The 14,757-nt window shown below is 71.7% G+C and carries 13 protein-coding genes; 7 read left to right on the top strand and 6 right to left on the bottom strand.

Going from position 1 to position 14,757, the window contains the following annotated elements:
* Nucleotides 1-58 precede the first annotated feature (58 nt).
* Genes HNR51_RS17990 through HNR51_RS17975 form a run of 4 tightly spaced genes read left to right on the top strand, consistent with a single transcriptional unit; the run spans nt 59 to nt 4,501 of the window.
* Nucleotides 59-1,957 carry a DUF3483 domain-containing protein gene (locus HNR51_RS17990; protein WP_182555841.1) on the top strand — a complete coding sequence of 633 codons (1,899 nt, stop codon included), beginning with the start codon at nt 59-61 and terminating at the stop codon, nt 1,955-1,957.
* On the top strand, nt 1,954-3,183 hold the full coding sequence (locus HNR51_RS17985) for an electron transfer flavoprotein subunit alpha/FixB family protein (protein ID WP_182555840.1): 1,230 nt from the start codon (nt 1,954-1,956) through the stop codon (nt 3,181-3,183). The genes HNR51_RS17990 and HNR51_RS17985 overlap by 4 nt, the downstream gene beginning before the upstream one ends.
* Nucleotides 3,180-3,971, top strand: coding sequence for an adenine nucleotide alpha hydrolase family protein (locus HNR51_RS17980; protein WP_182555839.1), 792 nt, complete (start codon nt 3,180-3,182; stop codon nt 3,969-3,971). Before HNR51_RS17985 ends, HNR51_RS17980 begins: the two co-directional genes overlap by 4 nt.
* Before the next feature lie 20 nt (nt 3,972-3,991).
* On the top strand, nt 3,992-4,501 hold the full coding sequence (locus HNR51_RS17975; RefSeq protein ID WP_141952761.1) for a prolyl-tRNA synthetase associated domain-containing protein: 510 nt from the start codon (nt 3,992-3,994) through the stop codon (nt 4,499-4,501).
* A 153-nt stretch (nt 4,502-4,654) separates the two neighbouring features.
* Here HNR51_RS17975 and HNR51_RS17970 read toward each other — a convergent pair whose 3' ends face one another.
* From HNR51_RS17970 to HNR51_RS17945, 6 genes are all read right to left on the bottom strand, one after another.
* A complete protein-coding gene (locus tag HNR51_RS17970; protein ID WP_239681590.1) occupies nt 4,655-4,909 on the bottom strand; it encodes a YjiS-like domain-containing protein in 255 nt (84 codons plus the stop codon).
* 328 nt (nt 4,910-5,237) lie between these two features.
* Nucleotides 5,238-6,596, bottom strand: a complete 1,359-nt coding sequence (locus HNR51_RS17965; protein ID WP_182555838.1) for an L-serine ammonia-lyase — start codon at nt 6,594-6,596, stop codon at nt 5,238-5,240.
* A gap of 156 nt (nt 6,597-6,752) precedes the next feature.
* On the bottom strand, nt 6,753-7,343 hold the full coding sequence (locus HNR51_RS17960) for a sarcosine oxidase subunit gamma (protein WP_182555837.1): 591 nt from the start codon (nt 7,341-7,343) through the stop codon (nt 6,753-6,755).
* Nucleotides 7,336-10,323, bottom strand: a complete 2,988-nt coding sequence (locus HNR51_RS17955; RefSeq protein WP_182555836.1) for a sarcosine oxidase subunit alpha family protein — start codon at nt 10,321-10,323, stop codon at nt 7,336-7,338. The genes HNR51_RS17960 and HNR51_RS17955 overlap by 8 nt, the downstream gene beginning before the upstream one ends.
* 1 nt (nt 10,324) lies before the next feature.
* Nucleotides 10,325-10,669 carry a sarcosine oxidase subunit delta gene (locus HNR51_RS17950; protein WP_012455812.1) on the bottom strand — a complete coding sequence of 115 codons (345 nt, stop codon included), beginning with the start codon at nt 10,667-10,669 and terminating at the stop codon, nt 10,325-10,327.
* Nucleotides 10,670-10,694: 25 nt separating this feature from the next.
* Entirely contained in the window at nt 10,695-11,948 is a 1,254-nt protein-coding gene (locus tag HNR51_RS17945; protein WP_182555835.1) for a sarcosine oxidase subunit beta family protein, read from the bottom strand.
* Nucleotides 11,949-12,371: 423 nt separating this feature from the next.
* Between HNR51_RS17945 and HNR51_RS17940 the strand changes: the two genes are divergently transcribed.
* The 3 genes from HNR51_RS17940 (at nt 12,372) to HNR51_RS17930 (ending at nt 14,679) form a co-directional block, all read left to right on the top strand.
* The gene (locus tag HNR51_RS17940; RefSeq protein ID WP_152277937.1) at nt 12,372-13,400 is read left to right on the top strand and encodes a GlxA family transcriptional regulator; all 1,029 of its coding nucleotides are present in this window, start codon (nt 12,372-12,374) and stop codon (nt 13,398-13,400) included.
* A 467-nt stretch (nt 13,401-13,867) separates the two neighbouring features.
* Nucleotides 13,868-14,440 carry a hypothetical protein gene (locus HNR51_RS17935; RefSeq protein ID WP_182555834.1) on the top strand — a complete coding sequence of 191 codons (573 nt, stop codon included), beginning with the start codon at nt 13,868-13,870 and terminating at the stop codon, nt 14,438-14,440.
* Nucleotides 14,437-14,679: a DUF7241 domain-containing protein gene (locus tag HNR51_RS17930; RefSeq protein WP_141952746.1), complete on the top strand. Its 243-nt coding sequence runs from the start codon at nt 14,437-14,439 to the stop codon at nt 14,677-14,679. The genes HNR51_RS17935 and HNR51_RS17930 overlap by 4 nt, the downstream gene beginning before the upstream one ends.
* Nucleotides 14,680-14,757 lie beyond the last annotated feature (78 nt).

Genomic DNA, 14,757 nt, shown 5'->3' with positions numbered 1-14,757 from the left:
GTGCGCGGCCCTCTTAAGCTTCGTCCGGAACTGTCGCCAAGCCCTTAGGCCCACCGTCATGACCAGCGTCATCCCCCTGACCACGGTGTTTCCCGGCCTCGTCTGGCTGATGGCGGCGCTTGCCCTCGTCCAGGTCGCGCGCCGGGCCGCGCTCTGGCGCGTGGGTGCGGCGGCGCCGGTGGCGTGGCTCGACGGGCTCGCCAAGCTGCCCCGGCGCTACCTCGTCGATGTCCACCACGTCGTGGCGCGCGACGCCTACGCGTCCCGCATGCACGCGGTCGTGGCCGGCGGGCTGCTCGCAGCCTCGATCCTGACCGCGCTGGCGATCCTGCCGCCGCTCGCCGGTTTCCGGCCCTACTGGTTCCTCGTGGCAGCCGCCTTCGCCGTCACCGCGGCCGGCGCGCTGCTCGTCGGCGCCCGGCGCTATCCGGCCAAGCCGAAGCGACTCTCCGCCGGACGCTTCCAGATCCTGCCGTTCCTGCTCGTCGCCTACGCCGTCGGCGGCACGGCGACCGCGCTGCTCCTCGCCCTCGGCGGCGGCGGCCTGTTCGGTTCCGTTGCGCTCGCGCTTGCGGCGGCGGGCGGCCTCGGCCTCGCCTTCGAGGTGCGGCACGGACCGATGCGCCACGCGGCGGCCGGCGCGCTCCATCTCGTCGCCCATCCCCGGCCCGGACGGTTCGAGGGGCGCCCCGACACCGCGCTCCAGCCGCTCGACCTCGACGCGCCGCGGCTCGGCTCGGAGATGCCGGCCGACTTCACCTGGAACCGGCTGCTGTCCTACGACGCCTGCGTGTCCTGCGGGCGCTGCGAGACCGCCTGCCCGGCCTTCGCCGCCGGCCAGCCGCTGAACCCGAAGAAACTCGTCCAGGATCTCGTCGCCGGCCTTTCGCCCGCCGAACCGCCTTACGCCGGCAACCCCTATCCCGGCGGCCGGGCGGGGCAAGGCGAGCGCGGGGCGCTGGCCCGGCTGATCGGCCCGGACGCGCGCATCCACCCGGACACGTTGTGGTCCTGCACCACCTGCCGCGCCTGCGTCGAGGAATGCCCGATGATGATCGAGCATGTCGACGCGGTGGTCTCATTGCGCCGCCACCAGACCCTTGAGCAGGGGGCGCTGCCCGAGAAGGCAGTCGTGCCGGTCACCGAACTGCGCCAAGCCGGCGATCCCGGCGGGCGTCCGCTCGCCTCCCGCACCGACTTCGCCGCCGGTGTCGAGCTGCCGCGCATCGCCGATCGCGGAGGCGCCGAGATCCTGCTCTGGCTCGGCGAGGGCGCCTACGACCTGCGCTACGGCCGTTCGCTCCGCGCCCTGGTACGGCTCCTGCGCGAGGCGCAAGTCGATTTCGCGGTTTTGGGCCCGGAGGAGCGCGACACCGGCGACCTCGCCCGGCGGCTCGGCGACGAGGCGACCTTCCAGGCGCTGGCGCGGGCGAACATCGCGACCCTGGCAACACACCGCTTCGAGCGGATCGTCACCGCCGACCCGCACGCGCTGCATGCCCTGCGCAACGAGTACCCGGCGCTCGGCGGGCGCTACACGGTCGTGCACCACACCGCCTTCCTGCTGGAGCTGATCCGGGCGGGCAGGCTCAACCCCGGCCGCCTGCCGGACCTCGCGGTGACCTATCACGACCCCTGCTATCTCGCCCGCTACAACGGGGAGACCGAGGCGCCCCGCGCCGTGCTCGACGCCATCGGCGTCGCCCGCAGCGAGATGACCCGTTCCGGGCGCCGGGCGATGTGCTGCGGCGGTGGCGGCGGCGCGCCGGTGAGCGACGTGCCGGGCGAGCGGCGCATCCCCGACATCCGCATGGCCCAGGCGGCCGAGACCGGCGCCGGGATCGTGGCGGTGGCCTGCCCCTCCTGCACGGCGATGCTGGAGGGCGTCACCGACCGCAAGGCGGAGATCCGCGACGTGGCCGAATTGCTGCTCCAGGCGGTGGAGGCGGGCCGATGAGCCGCCCTCGCCGCGACCCACGGGCCGAGCGGGCGGCCCACCTCACCGTCGGCCAGGGCCCCCGCCCCCGCTACGACCGCACGCGCCGGGCGACCGGTTCCGGCCGGCTCCGCCGCGACCCGCGGGCCGAGCGCGAGGCGCAGCGCGTCGGCGGCGGAGCCCGGCCGCGCTTCGACCTCAGCCAGGTCGGCCGCCCGATGGGCGAGGCCGTCACCGCCGCACCCCGGGCCGCGCCCGTGGCGGAAGCGCCGAAGACGGTCGTCGTCGAGACGCCCGCCTTCCTCGTCGCGGTGGTGCCGGACGCCCCCGGCGGCCGTCTCTCGGGCCATGACCGGCAGGTGATCGGCGCCGCCCGGGCGCTCGCCGGGCGCGAGGGCGCCGTCGCGGTCATCGTGGACGGCGATTGTGAGGGCCTCGGTGCGGCGGGCGCCGACCGGGTGCTCCGGCTCGACGGTGCGGAGGGCTACGATCCGGGGGGGCGTGCCGCCCGCGTCGAGGCCGCGCTGGCAGCGCTCGACGCGCGCCACGCCCTGTTCCCGGAATCCCTCGATGGCGGCGATTGCGCCCGCCGCGTCGCGGTGAGCCTGGGCGAGGCCCTGTTCACCAATGCCGAGGTGGTGGCCGCCAAGGGTCTCGTCCGCCCGGCCAGGGGACGCCGGGTCGAGCAGAGCCTCGCCCCGCCCCGACTCGCCACCGTGGCGGCGGACGCGGTCGCCGAGTATGGCGGCCCGCCGCGGGAGGCGCGCGCCCTCCCCTTCGAGGGCTCCGCGCCGGCCGAAACCGCCAAAGGCATCGTGTCGGCGACCCGCATCCCGGCCGATCCGGCCACCGTGCCGTTGTCGCTGGCGGAGTTCGTCGTGTCGGCCGGCAACGGGCTCACCGATCTCGACACCTTCCGGCAGGTGGCGGCGGCGCTTCACGCGACGCCCGGTGCGAGCCGCGTGCTGTGCGATGCCGGCTTGATGCCGCGCCATAGCCAGGTCGGCGCCTCGGGCACGGTGCTCGCGGCGACCTGCTACTTCGCGCTCGGCATTTCCGGCGCGCCGCAGCACCTCCAGGGCGTGGCCGGCTGCGAGCACGTGGTGGCGGTCAACACCGATCTGCATGCGGCGATGATCGAGCGGGCGGGTCTGGCCGTGGTGCAGGATGCTCAGGCCGTGATGCCCGCGCTGCTCAGACGGCTCGCCGAGGAAGCGGAGCAGGCAACGGCCGGGGGGACGTCATGAGGATCGCGGTCCTTCTCTCCGCCGGGCTCCATCCCGTCTCCGGGGCCCCGGTGCTGCCGCGGATCGAGGCGCAGGCGATCCGGATGGGCGCCGGGCTCGGCGAGGTCTCCGACCTCTTCGGCCTGCATGCCGGGCCGGACGCCGCCGCAATCGCCGAGGCTTTGGGCCAGGGCCTGCCCCGCATCGAGCACGTCGCCGTCGCGGCCGGCGACGATCCGGTGCCGGCGCTCGCCGAGCGGCTCGCGGCGTGTGCGCCCGACATCGTCCTGGCCGGGCGGCGCAGCCAGGGCGGCGAGGAGAGCGGCCTCGTGCCCTACGCCCTGGCCCGCACCCTCTCGCTGCCGCTGGTCTCCGATGTCGTTGCGGCGGCGGCCGAAGACGGCGCGCTGCGCCTCGACCAGAGCCTCGGCCGTGGCGCGCTGCGCCGGGTGCGGGTGCAGGGGCCGGTCGTCGTCACCTGCCACTCCGACGCCCCGGCCCCCCTCGCCTACGCCTACGGCCGGGCCCGCCGCGGCACCGTCGCGGCGCTGGCGGCGGCGGCGGCCGCGATCCCGGCGCCCGCCGTCGCGGTGGAGGAGCGGCCCTATCGTCGCCGGCCCAAGGTCGTGAAGGGCGCGCCCACCGGCGGCTCGGCGGCGGAGCGGCTGAAGGCGGCCACCGGCGAGTCCGGCGCGGCCGCGAGCGGCCGGCTCCTGATCCAGCCCGATCCCGAGGACGCGGCGCGCGAGATCCTGGCCTATCTCCGGCAGATCGGCGTGCTTGCCGCGCCGGCGGCACCGAAGACCTGACCCGAGCGGAACGACACCCCATGCCCCTGAGCCCGGACGACCTCCTGACCCGCCTGCGCGAGCGCGGCATCGCCTACAAGCTCTACGAGCACGAAGCCGTTCTCACCGTCGAGGCGATGATGGCGGTCTGCGGCGACATCGCCGGCGCGCACACCAAGAACCTGTTCCTGCGCGACGGGAAGAAGACCTACTTCCTCGTCACGCTCCAGCATGACGCCCAGGTCGATCTCAAGGCGTTCCGCTCGGTGCTCGGCGCGCGCGGCGGCCTCTCCTTCGCCAGTCCCGAAGCGCTGCGCGAACATCTCGGCGTCGAGAGCGGGGCCGTGTCACCGCTCGCCGCGCTCAACGCCGCGCCGGGCAGCGTGCGGGTGTTCATCCAGGACAGCCTGCTCGACGAGACGCGGGTCAACATCCACCCGCTGGTCAGCACGCGCACGCTGTCCCTCGTCCCGGCCGACCTGATGCAGGCCCTGCGGGCGGAAGGGCACGAGCCCACGCCCGTCGCCTTGCCGGAGAGCGCGGCGGCCTGAGGGCGCCGGCCTGGCCCCACGGGCCCGAACAGACAGCGGCCTCGACGGCCCTTCCCGATCGCCGCGCGATCGCTCGAGAAGGGTCGTCGAGGCCGTTGTCATGTCGGTCGGTCTTCGATGTGGGAGACCCGGACGGGTCGCCGCGCCGGCCGTTCAGGCGCCCTGCAGAGCGGTCGGAAAGGCAAGCGCCGCGAAGAGAGGGGCGACGCGGACAGCCTTGGGGCGGACCGGATCGGAGCCGGTCTGCAACCCCGACACCGCGCCGCGGGTCAGGCCGATGTCGTCGAGCGCCGCGTCGCTCAGGCTCATCAGTGCCTCTTCGTCGGCCTTGGCGCGAAGATGGGCACGAACACTTTCGAAAACTTTGCTGAACATCGGGTGAGCCTCGATCGCGCCGTCGCTGATCAAGACGAGGACGGCTCGCGCTTCACTTCCTATGAGCCTTCCTCAGTCCTCGGAGGAGCGCGGATGCTTGGGATCTGCTCTGCTTGATGCGCATGCATTGCGCATAAAATACCATCTTTCAGCAGCTTGCTTACCTACTGTGCATGCGCCGGCCGCTGGAATGATCGTCTGCTGGGAGCCGCGCTTGAGGAAACCTGCCCCTGCGACACGAAAAAACCCCCTCTCCCGGGGTTCGGAAGAGGGGGGCGGGGTCGGTCACGGCCGAATGGATCGGGGAAGGCCCGGCCAAGGCCGATCGGTCGCTTCGCGGGGCGAAAGCCCGAGCGTGTCCTCAGCAGGCGGCGACGTTGACGGCCAGCCCGCCGAGCGAGGTCTCCTTGTACTTGGCCTGCATGTCGTGGCCGGTCTGGCGCATGGTCTCGATCACCTCGTCGAGGCTCACCCGGTGCTGGCCGTCACCGCGCAGCGAGAGCGAGGCCGCCACCACTGCTTTGTTGGCGCCGAAGGCGTTGCGCTCGATGCAGGGGACCTGAACGAGGCCGGCGATCGGATCGCAGGTCATGCCGAGATGATGCTCCATGGCGATCTCGGCGGCGTTCTCGATCTGGAAGGCCGAGCCGCCGAGCGCTGCGGTGAGACCCGCTGCCGCCATTGCCGCGGCCGAACCGACCTCGCCCTGGCAGCCGACCTCCGCCCCCGAGATCGAGGCCCGCGCCTTGATCAGCCCGCCGATGGCGGCGGCGGTGAGCAGGAAGTCGCGCCCGCGCTCGTCGTTCCAGTCGGGGCAGAAGTCGCGGGTGTAGCGCAGAACCGCGGGCACGATCCCGGCCGCGCCATTGGTCGGCGCCGTCACCACCCGGCCGCCCGACGCGTTCTCCTCGTTCACGGCGAGCGCGTAGAGGCTGATCCAGTCCATGATCTCGTGGGCCGGGCGGCTGTTGGCGAGCTTGGTCGCCTCCAGCGAGGCGTGCAGCCGCTTGGCGCGTCGCCGCACCCGCAGGCCGCCGGGCAATTCGCCGTCCATGCGCAGGCCGCGCTCGATGCAGGCGAACATCGCGTCGCGGATCGCGTCGAGGCCGGCATCGACGGCTTCGCGCGGGCGCAGGGTCAGCTCGTTGGCGAGCTGGATCTGCGGGATCGTCAGCCCGGTGCGCAGGGTCAGGTCGAGGAGTTCGCGCCCGCTGCCGAAAGCCAGCGGCGGCTCCGCCTGCGCGTCTCCGGCCGAGGCGGCCTCCGCTTCCGCGGCGGTGACGACGAAGCCGCCGCCGATCGAGTAGAAGATCTGGTCTTCGAGGAGCGCATCCCTGGCATCGTAGGCGCGAAAACGCATGCCGTTGGTGTGCAGCGGCAGGATGTCCTTGAAGTTGAAGACGAGATCGCGCTCGGGCTCGAAATGGACGCCCGGAATGCCGAGATCGCCGGTGCGGCGCAGGGCGTCGGAGAGCGATGTGGTGAGATCCGGGTCGATGGTGGCGGGCGCGTGGCCCAGGAGCCCGAGCAGGATCGCCGTGTCGGTGCCGTGGCCGCGGCCGGTCCAGGCGAGCGAGCCGTAGATCTCGGCGCTGATCCGGGCGACGCCGGTGCGGGCGAGCACGGTCTCACGGAACCGGCGCGCGGCGACCATCGGCCCGACGGTGTGGGAGCTCGACGGACCGATCCCGATCTTGAACAGATCGAAGGTGCTGATCATCGGGTCCGTTGCTCTCTCAAAAAGACGCCTCGCCCGCGAGCGGATGCAAGTTCGGGGGAAGACGCGCGTCACGACAGGGGGCGGGATTTCGCGCGGGGCTATCGGCGAGGAGATGGTCTCGCCGTCAGCGTGTATCAATCCCGCCTCGATCCCGCCTCAGAGCGCGGCGGACCCTTCGGCCCCGAACACGGCCTCATTGAGGAAGCCGTGGACGTAGGTCGAGAACGAACGCCAGCACTCGACGCGGTAGAGCGGCGCGGCGGTGGCGCGGATCAGCACGATCTCGGCCTTGCCGAGCAGGGTGCGGGTGGCGCTGCCCGGCGGGAAGGCGGCCTCGGACAGGTCGAGCGGGCAGCCGGCATTGAGCACCGCCGCCGCCTGCCGGCCCGAGACGTCGATGCCGACATTGCGGTGCGAGACGTCGACGAGGGAATGCGGCAGCCCGGCGAGCGCCTCGTGGATGCGGCCCTGCAGCAGGTCGGCATCGGCCTCGGGGCCGCCGACGAGCCACTCGTCGGGTCCGAGCCGGGCGATCCAGACCTCGCCGTCGCTGCCGACGGTGTTGATCGGCGCATCGAGCGCGATGCCCGCCACTTTCAGGGCGGTGCCGGTGGCGAACCGCGCCCGCAGGGAAAAGCGCGTCTCGGCACCGGCGGGCCGGACCGAGACGCCCGAACCGGTGGCCGCGGGGCGGGAGATGGCGCCGAGCGGCAGGGCGCGGGCGGCGCGGTAGCGGGTCTCAAGCATGGATGCGCTCCCCCTTGACGTCGAAGAAGACCGGTTCGCAGACGGTGACGCGGGTGAAGCCGTCCGGCGTGGTGACGTGGAGATGCCCGTTCATCCGCGCGCGGCCGCCCTCGACCAGGGCGAGCGCGATGGAGCGTCCGCAATTGGCGCTCCAGTAGCTCGACGTGACGTGGCCGAGCATGCGCATCGGGATCGGCTGACCGGTGTCCGTTACGATCTGCGCGCCCTCGTCGAGGACGAGCTTGGGATCGTCGGTCACGAGCCCGACGAGCTGCTTGCGGCCCGACGCCACCACGTCGGGGCGCGCCAGCGAGCGCTTGCCGACGAAGTCCCCCTTGGCCTTCGGGATCATCCCAGCCATGCCGACATCGTCCGGGGTCACCGTGCCGTCGGTTTCCTGGCCGACGATGATGTAGCCCTTCTCGGCGCGCAGCACGTGCATCGTCTCGGTGCCGTAGGGCGTGATGCCGTGAGCCCGGCCCGCCTCGAACACCGCCTCCCAGACCGCGCGGGCGTGGTCGGAGGGGACGTTGATCTCGAAGCCGAGCTCGCCGGTGAACGAGACCCGGAACAGCCGGGTCGGCACGCCGCAGATCGTGCCCGAGCGCATCGCCATATGCGGAAAGGCCTCCGGCGAGAGATCGATGCCGTCGACCAGCGGCGCGATCACGTCGCGGGCCTTCGGGCCCTGGAGCGCGATCACCGCCCATTGCTCGGTGGTCGAGGTCAGGAACACCTCGAGCTCCGGCCACTCGGTCTGGAGGTAGTCCTCCATATGGGCCAGCACGCGGGCGGCGCCGCCGGTCGTGGTGGTGACGTGGAAGCAGGTGTCCGAGACGCGGGCGACGACGCCGTCGTCGAGGATGTAGCCGTCCTCCTTGAGCATCAGCCCGTAGCGGCAGCGTCCGGGGGCGAGCTTGGTCCAGGGGTTGATGTAGAGGCGGTTCATGAACTCGGCCGCGTCCCGGCCGACGATCTCGATCTTGCCCAGCGTCGAGGCGTCGAAGATGCCGACGCCCTCGCGCACCGCCTTGCACTCGCGGGCGACCGCCGCGTGCAGATCCTCGCCGTCCTTGGGGAAGTACCAGGCCCGCCGCCACAGGGCGACGTTCTCGAACAGGGCGCCGTGCGCCTCCGCCCATTCGTGGATCGGGGTGGTGCGGATCGGATCGAACAGGGCGTGGCGGGCGGGGCCCACCAGGGCGCCGAAGGTCACCGGGGTGTAGGGCGGCCGGAAGGTGGTGGTGCCCACCGCCGGCAGGGCCTTGTCGAGCTGCCCGGCGACGATGCCGAGGGCGTTCATGTTCGAGGTCTTGCCCTGATCGGTCGCCATGCCGGTCGTGGTGTAGCGCTTGACGTGCTCGATCGACTGGAAGCCCTCGCGGACAGCGAGCTTGATGTCCTTGGCGGTGACGTCGTTCTGGTAGTCGACGAAGGCGCGGACCTTGGTCGGGTCGGCGTCGGTCGGCATGATCCGCACCGGCTGGAAGCCTGTGAGCGTCGCCGTCGCCTTGAAGTCCTGACGTGCCTCGGAGCCCGCGGCGGCAGCGCCGGCGGCGAAGCCGTCGCCAAGGCAGGCGGCGAGGTCGTAGGTGCCGCGGGCCGCACCCGCCGAGCGCTCCTCTTGCGCCGAGCGGCTCGGCACGAAGGCATCGATCGCCTCGTCGTAGGCGAGCTTGCCGCGGGACTGCGAGAACAGGTGGACGGCGGGCGTCCAGCCGCCGGACATGCCGACGCAATCGCAGGCGAGAAGGCGACGGCCGCCGCACCGGCCGTCGCTCCCGACAGGCGCCACGATGAGACCCGTGACGCGCTTGCGGCCCTTCGATCCGACCACGGTGTGCCCGGTCAACACGTCGGCCCCGGCCGCACGCAGCTGCGCCAGTTCCGGCCCGCAATCGGCTTCCAGGCGCAGGTCGACGAGGGTGACGTCGAGGCCCGCCGCGCGCGCATCGAGTGCGGCCCGGTAGGCGGAGGCGCCGCTCGTGGCGAAGACGAGCCGGCGGCCCGGCGCCACGCCGTAGCGGTTGAGGAAGACCCGCACGCTTTCGGCGAGCAGGATGCCCGGCCGGTCGTTGTCGGCGAAGACGAGGGGGCGCTCATGGGCGCCGCCGGCGAGCACGACCTGTTCCGCCCGCACCTGCCACAGGCGCTCGCGGGGCGCTTGGCCCGCGGCGGAGGTCAGGTGGTCGGTGACGCGCTCGGTCATCGCCACGTGGTTGTGGTTGTAGTAGCCGAAGGCGGTGGTCCGGGGCAGCAGGATGACGTTCTCGCGGGCATCGAGCTCGGCCAGCGTCTGGGCGAGCCAGTCGGCCGCCGGGCGTCCGTCGATCTCGGACGTCGTGTCGTGCAGGAGCGCGCCGCCGGGCTCCGCGCCCTCGTCGGCGAGGATCACCCGCTTGCCGGTGCGCGCGGCGGCGAGCGCGGCGGCGAGACCCGCCGGGCCGGCGCCGACGATCAGCACGTCGCAATGGGCGTGGCGGTTGGCGTAGCGGTCGGGATCGGCCACCGTCGGCGCCTTGCCGAGACCGGCGGCGGCGCGGATGAAGGGCTCGTAGACCCGGTCCCAGAACGTCCGGGGCCACATGAAGGTCTTGTAGTAGAAGCCCGCCACGAAGACCGGCGACAAGAGGTCGTTGACCGCGCCGACATCGAATTCGAGCGACGGCCAGTGGTTCTGCGAGGTCGTGCGGAGCCCCGAGCGCGCCTCGACCACGGAGGCGCGGTTGTTCGGGTCGATCCGGCCGGGCCCGCGATCGACGGAGAGCAGCGCGCTCGGCTCGTCGGGGCCGTGGCTCAGGATGCCGCGGGGGCGGTGATACTTGAACGAGCGCCCGACGAGGTGGATGCCGTTGGCCAAGAGCGCCGAGGCGACGGTGTCGCCGGCATAGCCGTGGACGGGCTTGCCGTTGAACGTGAAGACGATGGGGCGGCTGCGGTCGATGCGTCCGCCGCGGGACAATCTGAACGGCTGTGCCATCTCACGCCCTCGTCTCGCTCTGGGTTGCGGCATGGGTTGCGGAATGGGTTGCGAGAACCGTCCCGGGTTTCACGCCGGATTTCGCCTGCTCACCCATCGGATAGGTCTCGATGAAGCGGTCGCTGATCGTGTCGCGCAGCGCATTGAACCAGCGGCCGCAGCCATGGGCGTGGCACCAGCGCTCGGCATGCACGCCTTTGGGGTTGGCGCGCACGAACAGGTGCTCGCTCCAGGCGCCGTCATCGATCGTGGACGGATCGGTGGGCCGTGCGATGTGGGCTTGGCCGCCGCACCGGAATTCGGTCTCGGGCCGTTTGCCGCAATGGGGACAGGCGATCAGCAGCATGGTTCGAGCTCCCGACGGATGCGGATCAGTGCGCGACGGCGGCGGCCGCCGCCTCGTCGATGAGGCGGCCGGTGCGGAACCGGTCGAGGGTGAAGGGCGCGTTGATTTTGTGCGGCACGCCCGTCGCCAGCGTATGGGCGAAGACGTGGCCCGAGCCCGGGGTCGCCTTGAAGCCGCCGGTGCCCCAGCCGCAATTGACGAACAGGTTCTCAACCGGGGTCTTGCCGATGATCGGCGAGCGGTCCGGGGTCACGTCGACGATGCCGCCCCAGGAGCGCAGCATCCGCATCCGGGTGAATTGCGGGAACAGCTCGCAGATCGCGTCGAGCGTATGGGTGGTGATGTGGAGCCCGCCCTGCTGGCTGTAGGAGGTGTACTGGTCGGTGCCGGCCCCGATCACCAGTTCGCCCTTGTCGGATTGCGACAGGTAGGCGTGGACCGCGTTCGACATCACCACGCAGGGGAAGCACGGCTTGACCGGCTCGGAGACCAGCGCCTGGAGCGGATAGCTCTCCAGCGGCATCGACACGCCGGCCATCGACATCAGGGTCGAGGTGTGGCCGGCGGCGACCACGCCGATCCGGCCGGCGCCGATGAAGCCGCGGGTCGTCTCGACGCCGACCGCCGCGCCGGAGGCGTCGCGGCGGATGCCGGTCACCTCGCAGTTCTGGATGATGTCGACGCCGCGGTCATCGGCACCGCGGGCATAGCCCCAGGCCACCGCGTCGTGGCGGGCGGTGCCGGCCCGACGCTGCAGCGCGCCGCCGAGCACCGGGTAGCGCAGGCTCCCCGAGATATCGAGCGGCGGGCAGAATGCCTTGCACTCTTCCTTCGAGAGCCACTCGTTGTCGATGCCGTTGAGGCGGTTGGCGTAGACGTGGCGCTTGAAGCTCTGAACGTCGTGGATGTTGTGCGCGAGCATCAACACGCCGCGCTGGGAGAACATGATGTTGTAGTTCAGCTCTTGCGCCAGCCCCTCCCAGAGCTTGAGCGCGTGCTCGTACATCGCCGCGCTCTCGTCGTAGAGGTAGTTGGAGCGGATGATCGTGGTGTTGCGGCCGGTATTGCCGCCGCCGATCCAGCCCTTCTCCAGCACCGCCACATTGGTGATGCCGTGCACCGTGGCGAGATAATAGGCGGTCGCGAGGCCATGGCCGCCGCCGCCGACGATGACGACGTCGTAAGCCGGCTTGGGCTCGGGCGCGCGCCACTGGCGGCCCCAGCCGGTATGGCCCCGCAGGGATTCGGAGAGCAGCGACGTGAGGGAGAAGCGGCGCATCGGACGACCTCGCGGTGTTGACGGATCATGGTCCGCAGGCCGCGGCGGGGCTTGATCGACGGCGACCGCGAGTTTGGGATTCCCGACTTCGATCGTTTTCCCCGAGCCGCCCGGCCCGGAGGGGCTCCACCGCCCGACCGGCCCATGGCCCGTGCAGGACGGAGCCTCTCTTCCGCTCACGCCACCGTGATCCCGAATAGAGAGCGGGGTCGAACAAGAATTATTCTATTGCCTTCGGCCGTCGATCGGAGATTAAGTTCCGGTGTGGGCGCCGCCTCGGCGGACGCGTCCCGCCCGATCGACGGAGCCGGTGACAACCGGAGCGACAAAAAGATCGCTCCCGCGCCGGCGGCAGAGTCGGCGCGGCACGTGAATTGCCCACCAAGCCGCGGCACAGGCCGACAAACGGTGGTCGGGATGGAAATGACGATAGCCGCCGGGGAGACGAGCCCGGCCAATGTGGTGGGCGCGAGCGAGGCGGTCACCGGGAGAGCCATCTCCGTCGGCTTCATGCTGGTCGATCGCTTCTCGATGATCGCCTTTTCCTCGGCGATCGAGCCGTTGCGGCTCGCCAACCGCGCGGTCGGGCGCGACCTCTACCGCTTCTCGCTGTGGTCGGAGGACGGAACGAAATGCACCGCCTCGAACGGGATCGAAGTCCGGGTCGCGGGCCGCTTCTGCGAGGCGCAGGACTTCGACATGATGGTCGTGTGCGGCGGCATCGACATCCAGCGCCCGGATCACCGCGCCCTCCACTCGGCCCTGCGCCGGGGCAGCGCCCGCGGGGCGGCGGTCGGGGCGGTCTGCACGGGCACCTATGTGCTGGCCAAGGCCGGCCTGCTCGACGGATACCGGGCGACGATCCACTGGGAGAACCTGCCGGGCCTCGTCTCCGAGCATGACGGGCTGGAGATCGGCTCGGAGCTGTTCGAGATCGACCGCAACCGCTTCACATGCGCCGGTGGCACCGCGGCGGCCGATATGATGCTGTCGCTGATCATGCGCGACCATGGGCCAAGCGTTGCCTCGGAGGTCGCCGACCAGCTCATCCACCACCGCATCCGCGAATCCGGCGAGCGCCAGCGGATGGATCTGCGGATGCGCCTCGGGGTGTCGCATCCCAAGCTGCTGCGGGTGGTGGGGCTGATGGAGACGTCCCTCGCCGAGCCGCTCGGCAGCCAGGACCTCGCCGATGCGGTGCAGCTCTCGACCCGCCAGCTCGAGCGCTTGTTCCTGAAATATCTCGGCCGTTCGCCGGCCAAGCACTACCTGCGCATCCGCCTGGAACACGCCCGCACCCTGATCCGGCAGACGGCGATGCCGCTGCTCTCGGTGGCGTTCGAGTGCGGCTTCACCTCGGCCTCGCACTTCTCGAAGGCCTATCTCGACTGCTTCGGTCAACCGCCGAGCGCGGAGCGGAAGATCGTGCAGACGCAGGGCGGGCGCGCCTGAACGGATCGCGGCAGCGCGCGCCGGTCCCGGCGCCGCGATGATCTGAGAGCCGCAGCGAGCAAACGCGCCGCTCCGGCCTCGCGCCGTCGTCCCATCTGGCCCCATCGGCCGCGAGGGCTGTCCCGGCCCCCCATCGAGAGCACCCGAAACGCGGTCCTGCCGTCGCAGCCGAGCCTGATGGCGGTGAGCGCGTCCGAGCATTGCCCGGCCCCTGCGACATCGATCCCGGGACACGGCGTCCGTCGCCGGCGGTTCTTCAGTCTGGCGATGCCGCGTCGGGAGACGTCCGGGGCCGCGATTTCGAGCGGCATGCGGCACGCCCCTCCCCTCCGAGGAACGGCCATCCGGCGGCCGGCACGCGGCGGAGCCGCCGTCGTCCGAAGGACCGGACATCGTCAGTCAGCGATCGGCGCCGGCGGGTTCGCCCCGGTGCTGCCGAAGTGACGGGCACGGCGAGGTGTGAAGCAATGTCCAAGAAGAAGTCCGTGCCCGGGCACGCCGTCTGGGCCGACATCGCCGTCGGCCTGCTCGCCGGATGGGTGGCGACGCAGGTGACGAACCTCGCCCAACGTCCCTTGAGGCGGGCGACCCCGGAACACATCGATCGGCATGAAGCGAAGGTTCGCCCCGGCGCATCCTCCTCCTTGGTTGCGGCTCGGAAGCTTGCCGAGATCCTCGACGTCGCGCCCTCGCAGGGGCGCGATGCGCGGTGGGGCAAGGCGATCCACCTCGCCGTCGGAATGGGCTGGGGACCGGTCTACGGTCTGTTGCGCCGATACGGAGGTCTACGGCCGGTCGGCGCGGCCTTGGCCAGCGGATCCGCGATGTCCCTGATTCTGGACGAGGCCCTGGTGCCGGCCCTCGGCCTCAGTGCCCCCTGCCACCACTATCCGACCTTCACCCGGGTTCGCGGCTTCATTGCCCATCTCGTCTACGGGGCCGCGGTGGCGATGGCTGCCGAGGGGCTGGGTCACGCGCTCGGCCGCCCGCCCGGGAGCCCGGCCCGGTCCCGCCCGGCCGATCGAGGCCCCGGCCGGTGACCGGCGGAACCCGCCACGACCATCGCCATGCCGCCGAGATCTGCCGGGAGAACGGCTGGGGCGTCGGCACGCGGCTGATCGGCGATGCCGGTTTCGGGCCGACGGTGATCCGAATCACCGCCCTCGGCACGCGGGTCATGCTGGCGCGCATGATCCGTCACAACGGCGTCGCGGTCGGCCACAACGACGAGCACGCCTGGAGCCTCGCCGGACGCGACTGGTGCCGTATCGGCGGGTGACCGTCGGCCCGCGCGAGGCGTGCGACGGCCTCACGAAACGACCGGGTCGCCGACCTCATTCTTCACGCGCCGGCAGCA

The organism is Methylorubrum thiocyanatum (assembly GCA_014138645.1).
GTDB lineage: Bacteria > Pseudomonadota > Alphaproteobacteria > Rhizobiales > Beijerinckiaceae > Methylobacterium > Methylobacterium thiocyanatum.
This window is presented reverse-complemented; position numbering and strand designations above follow the sequence as displayed.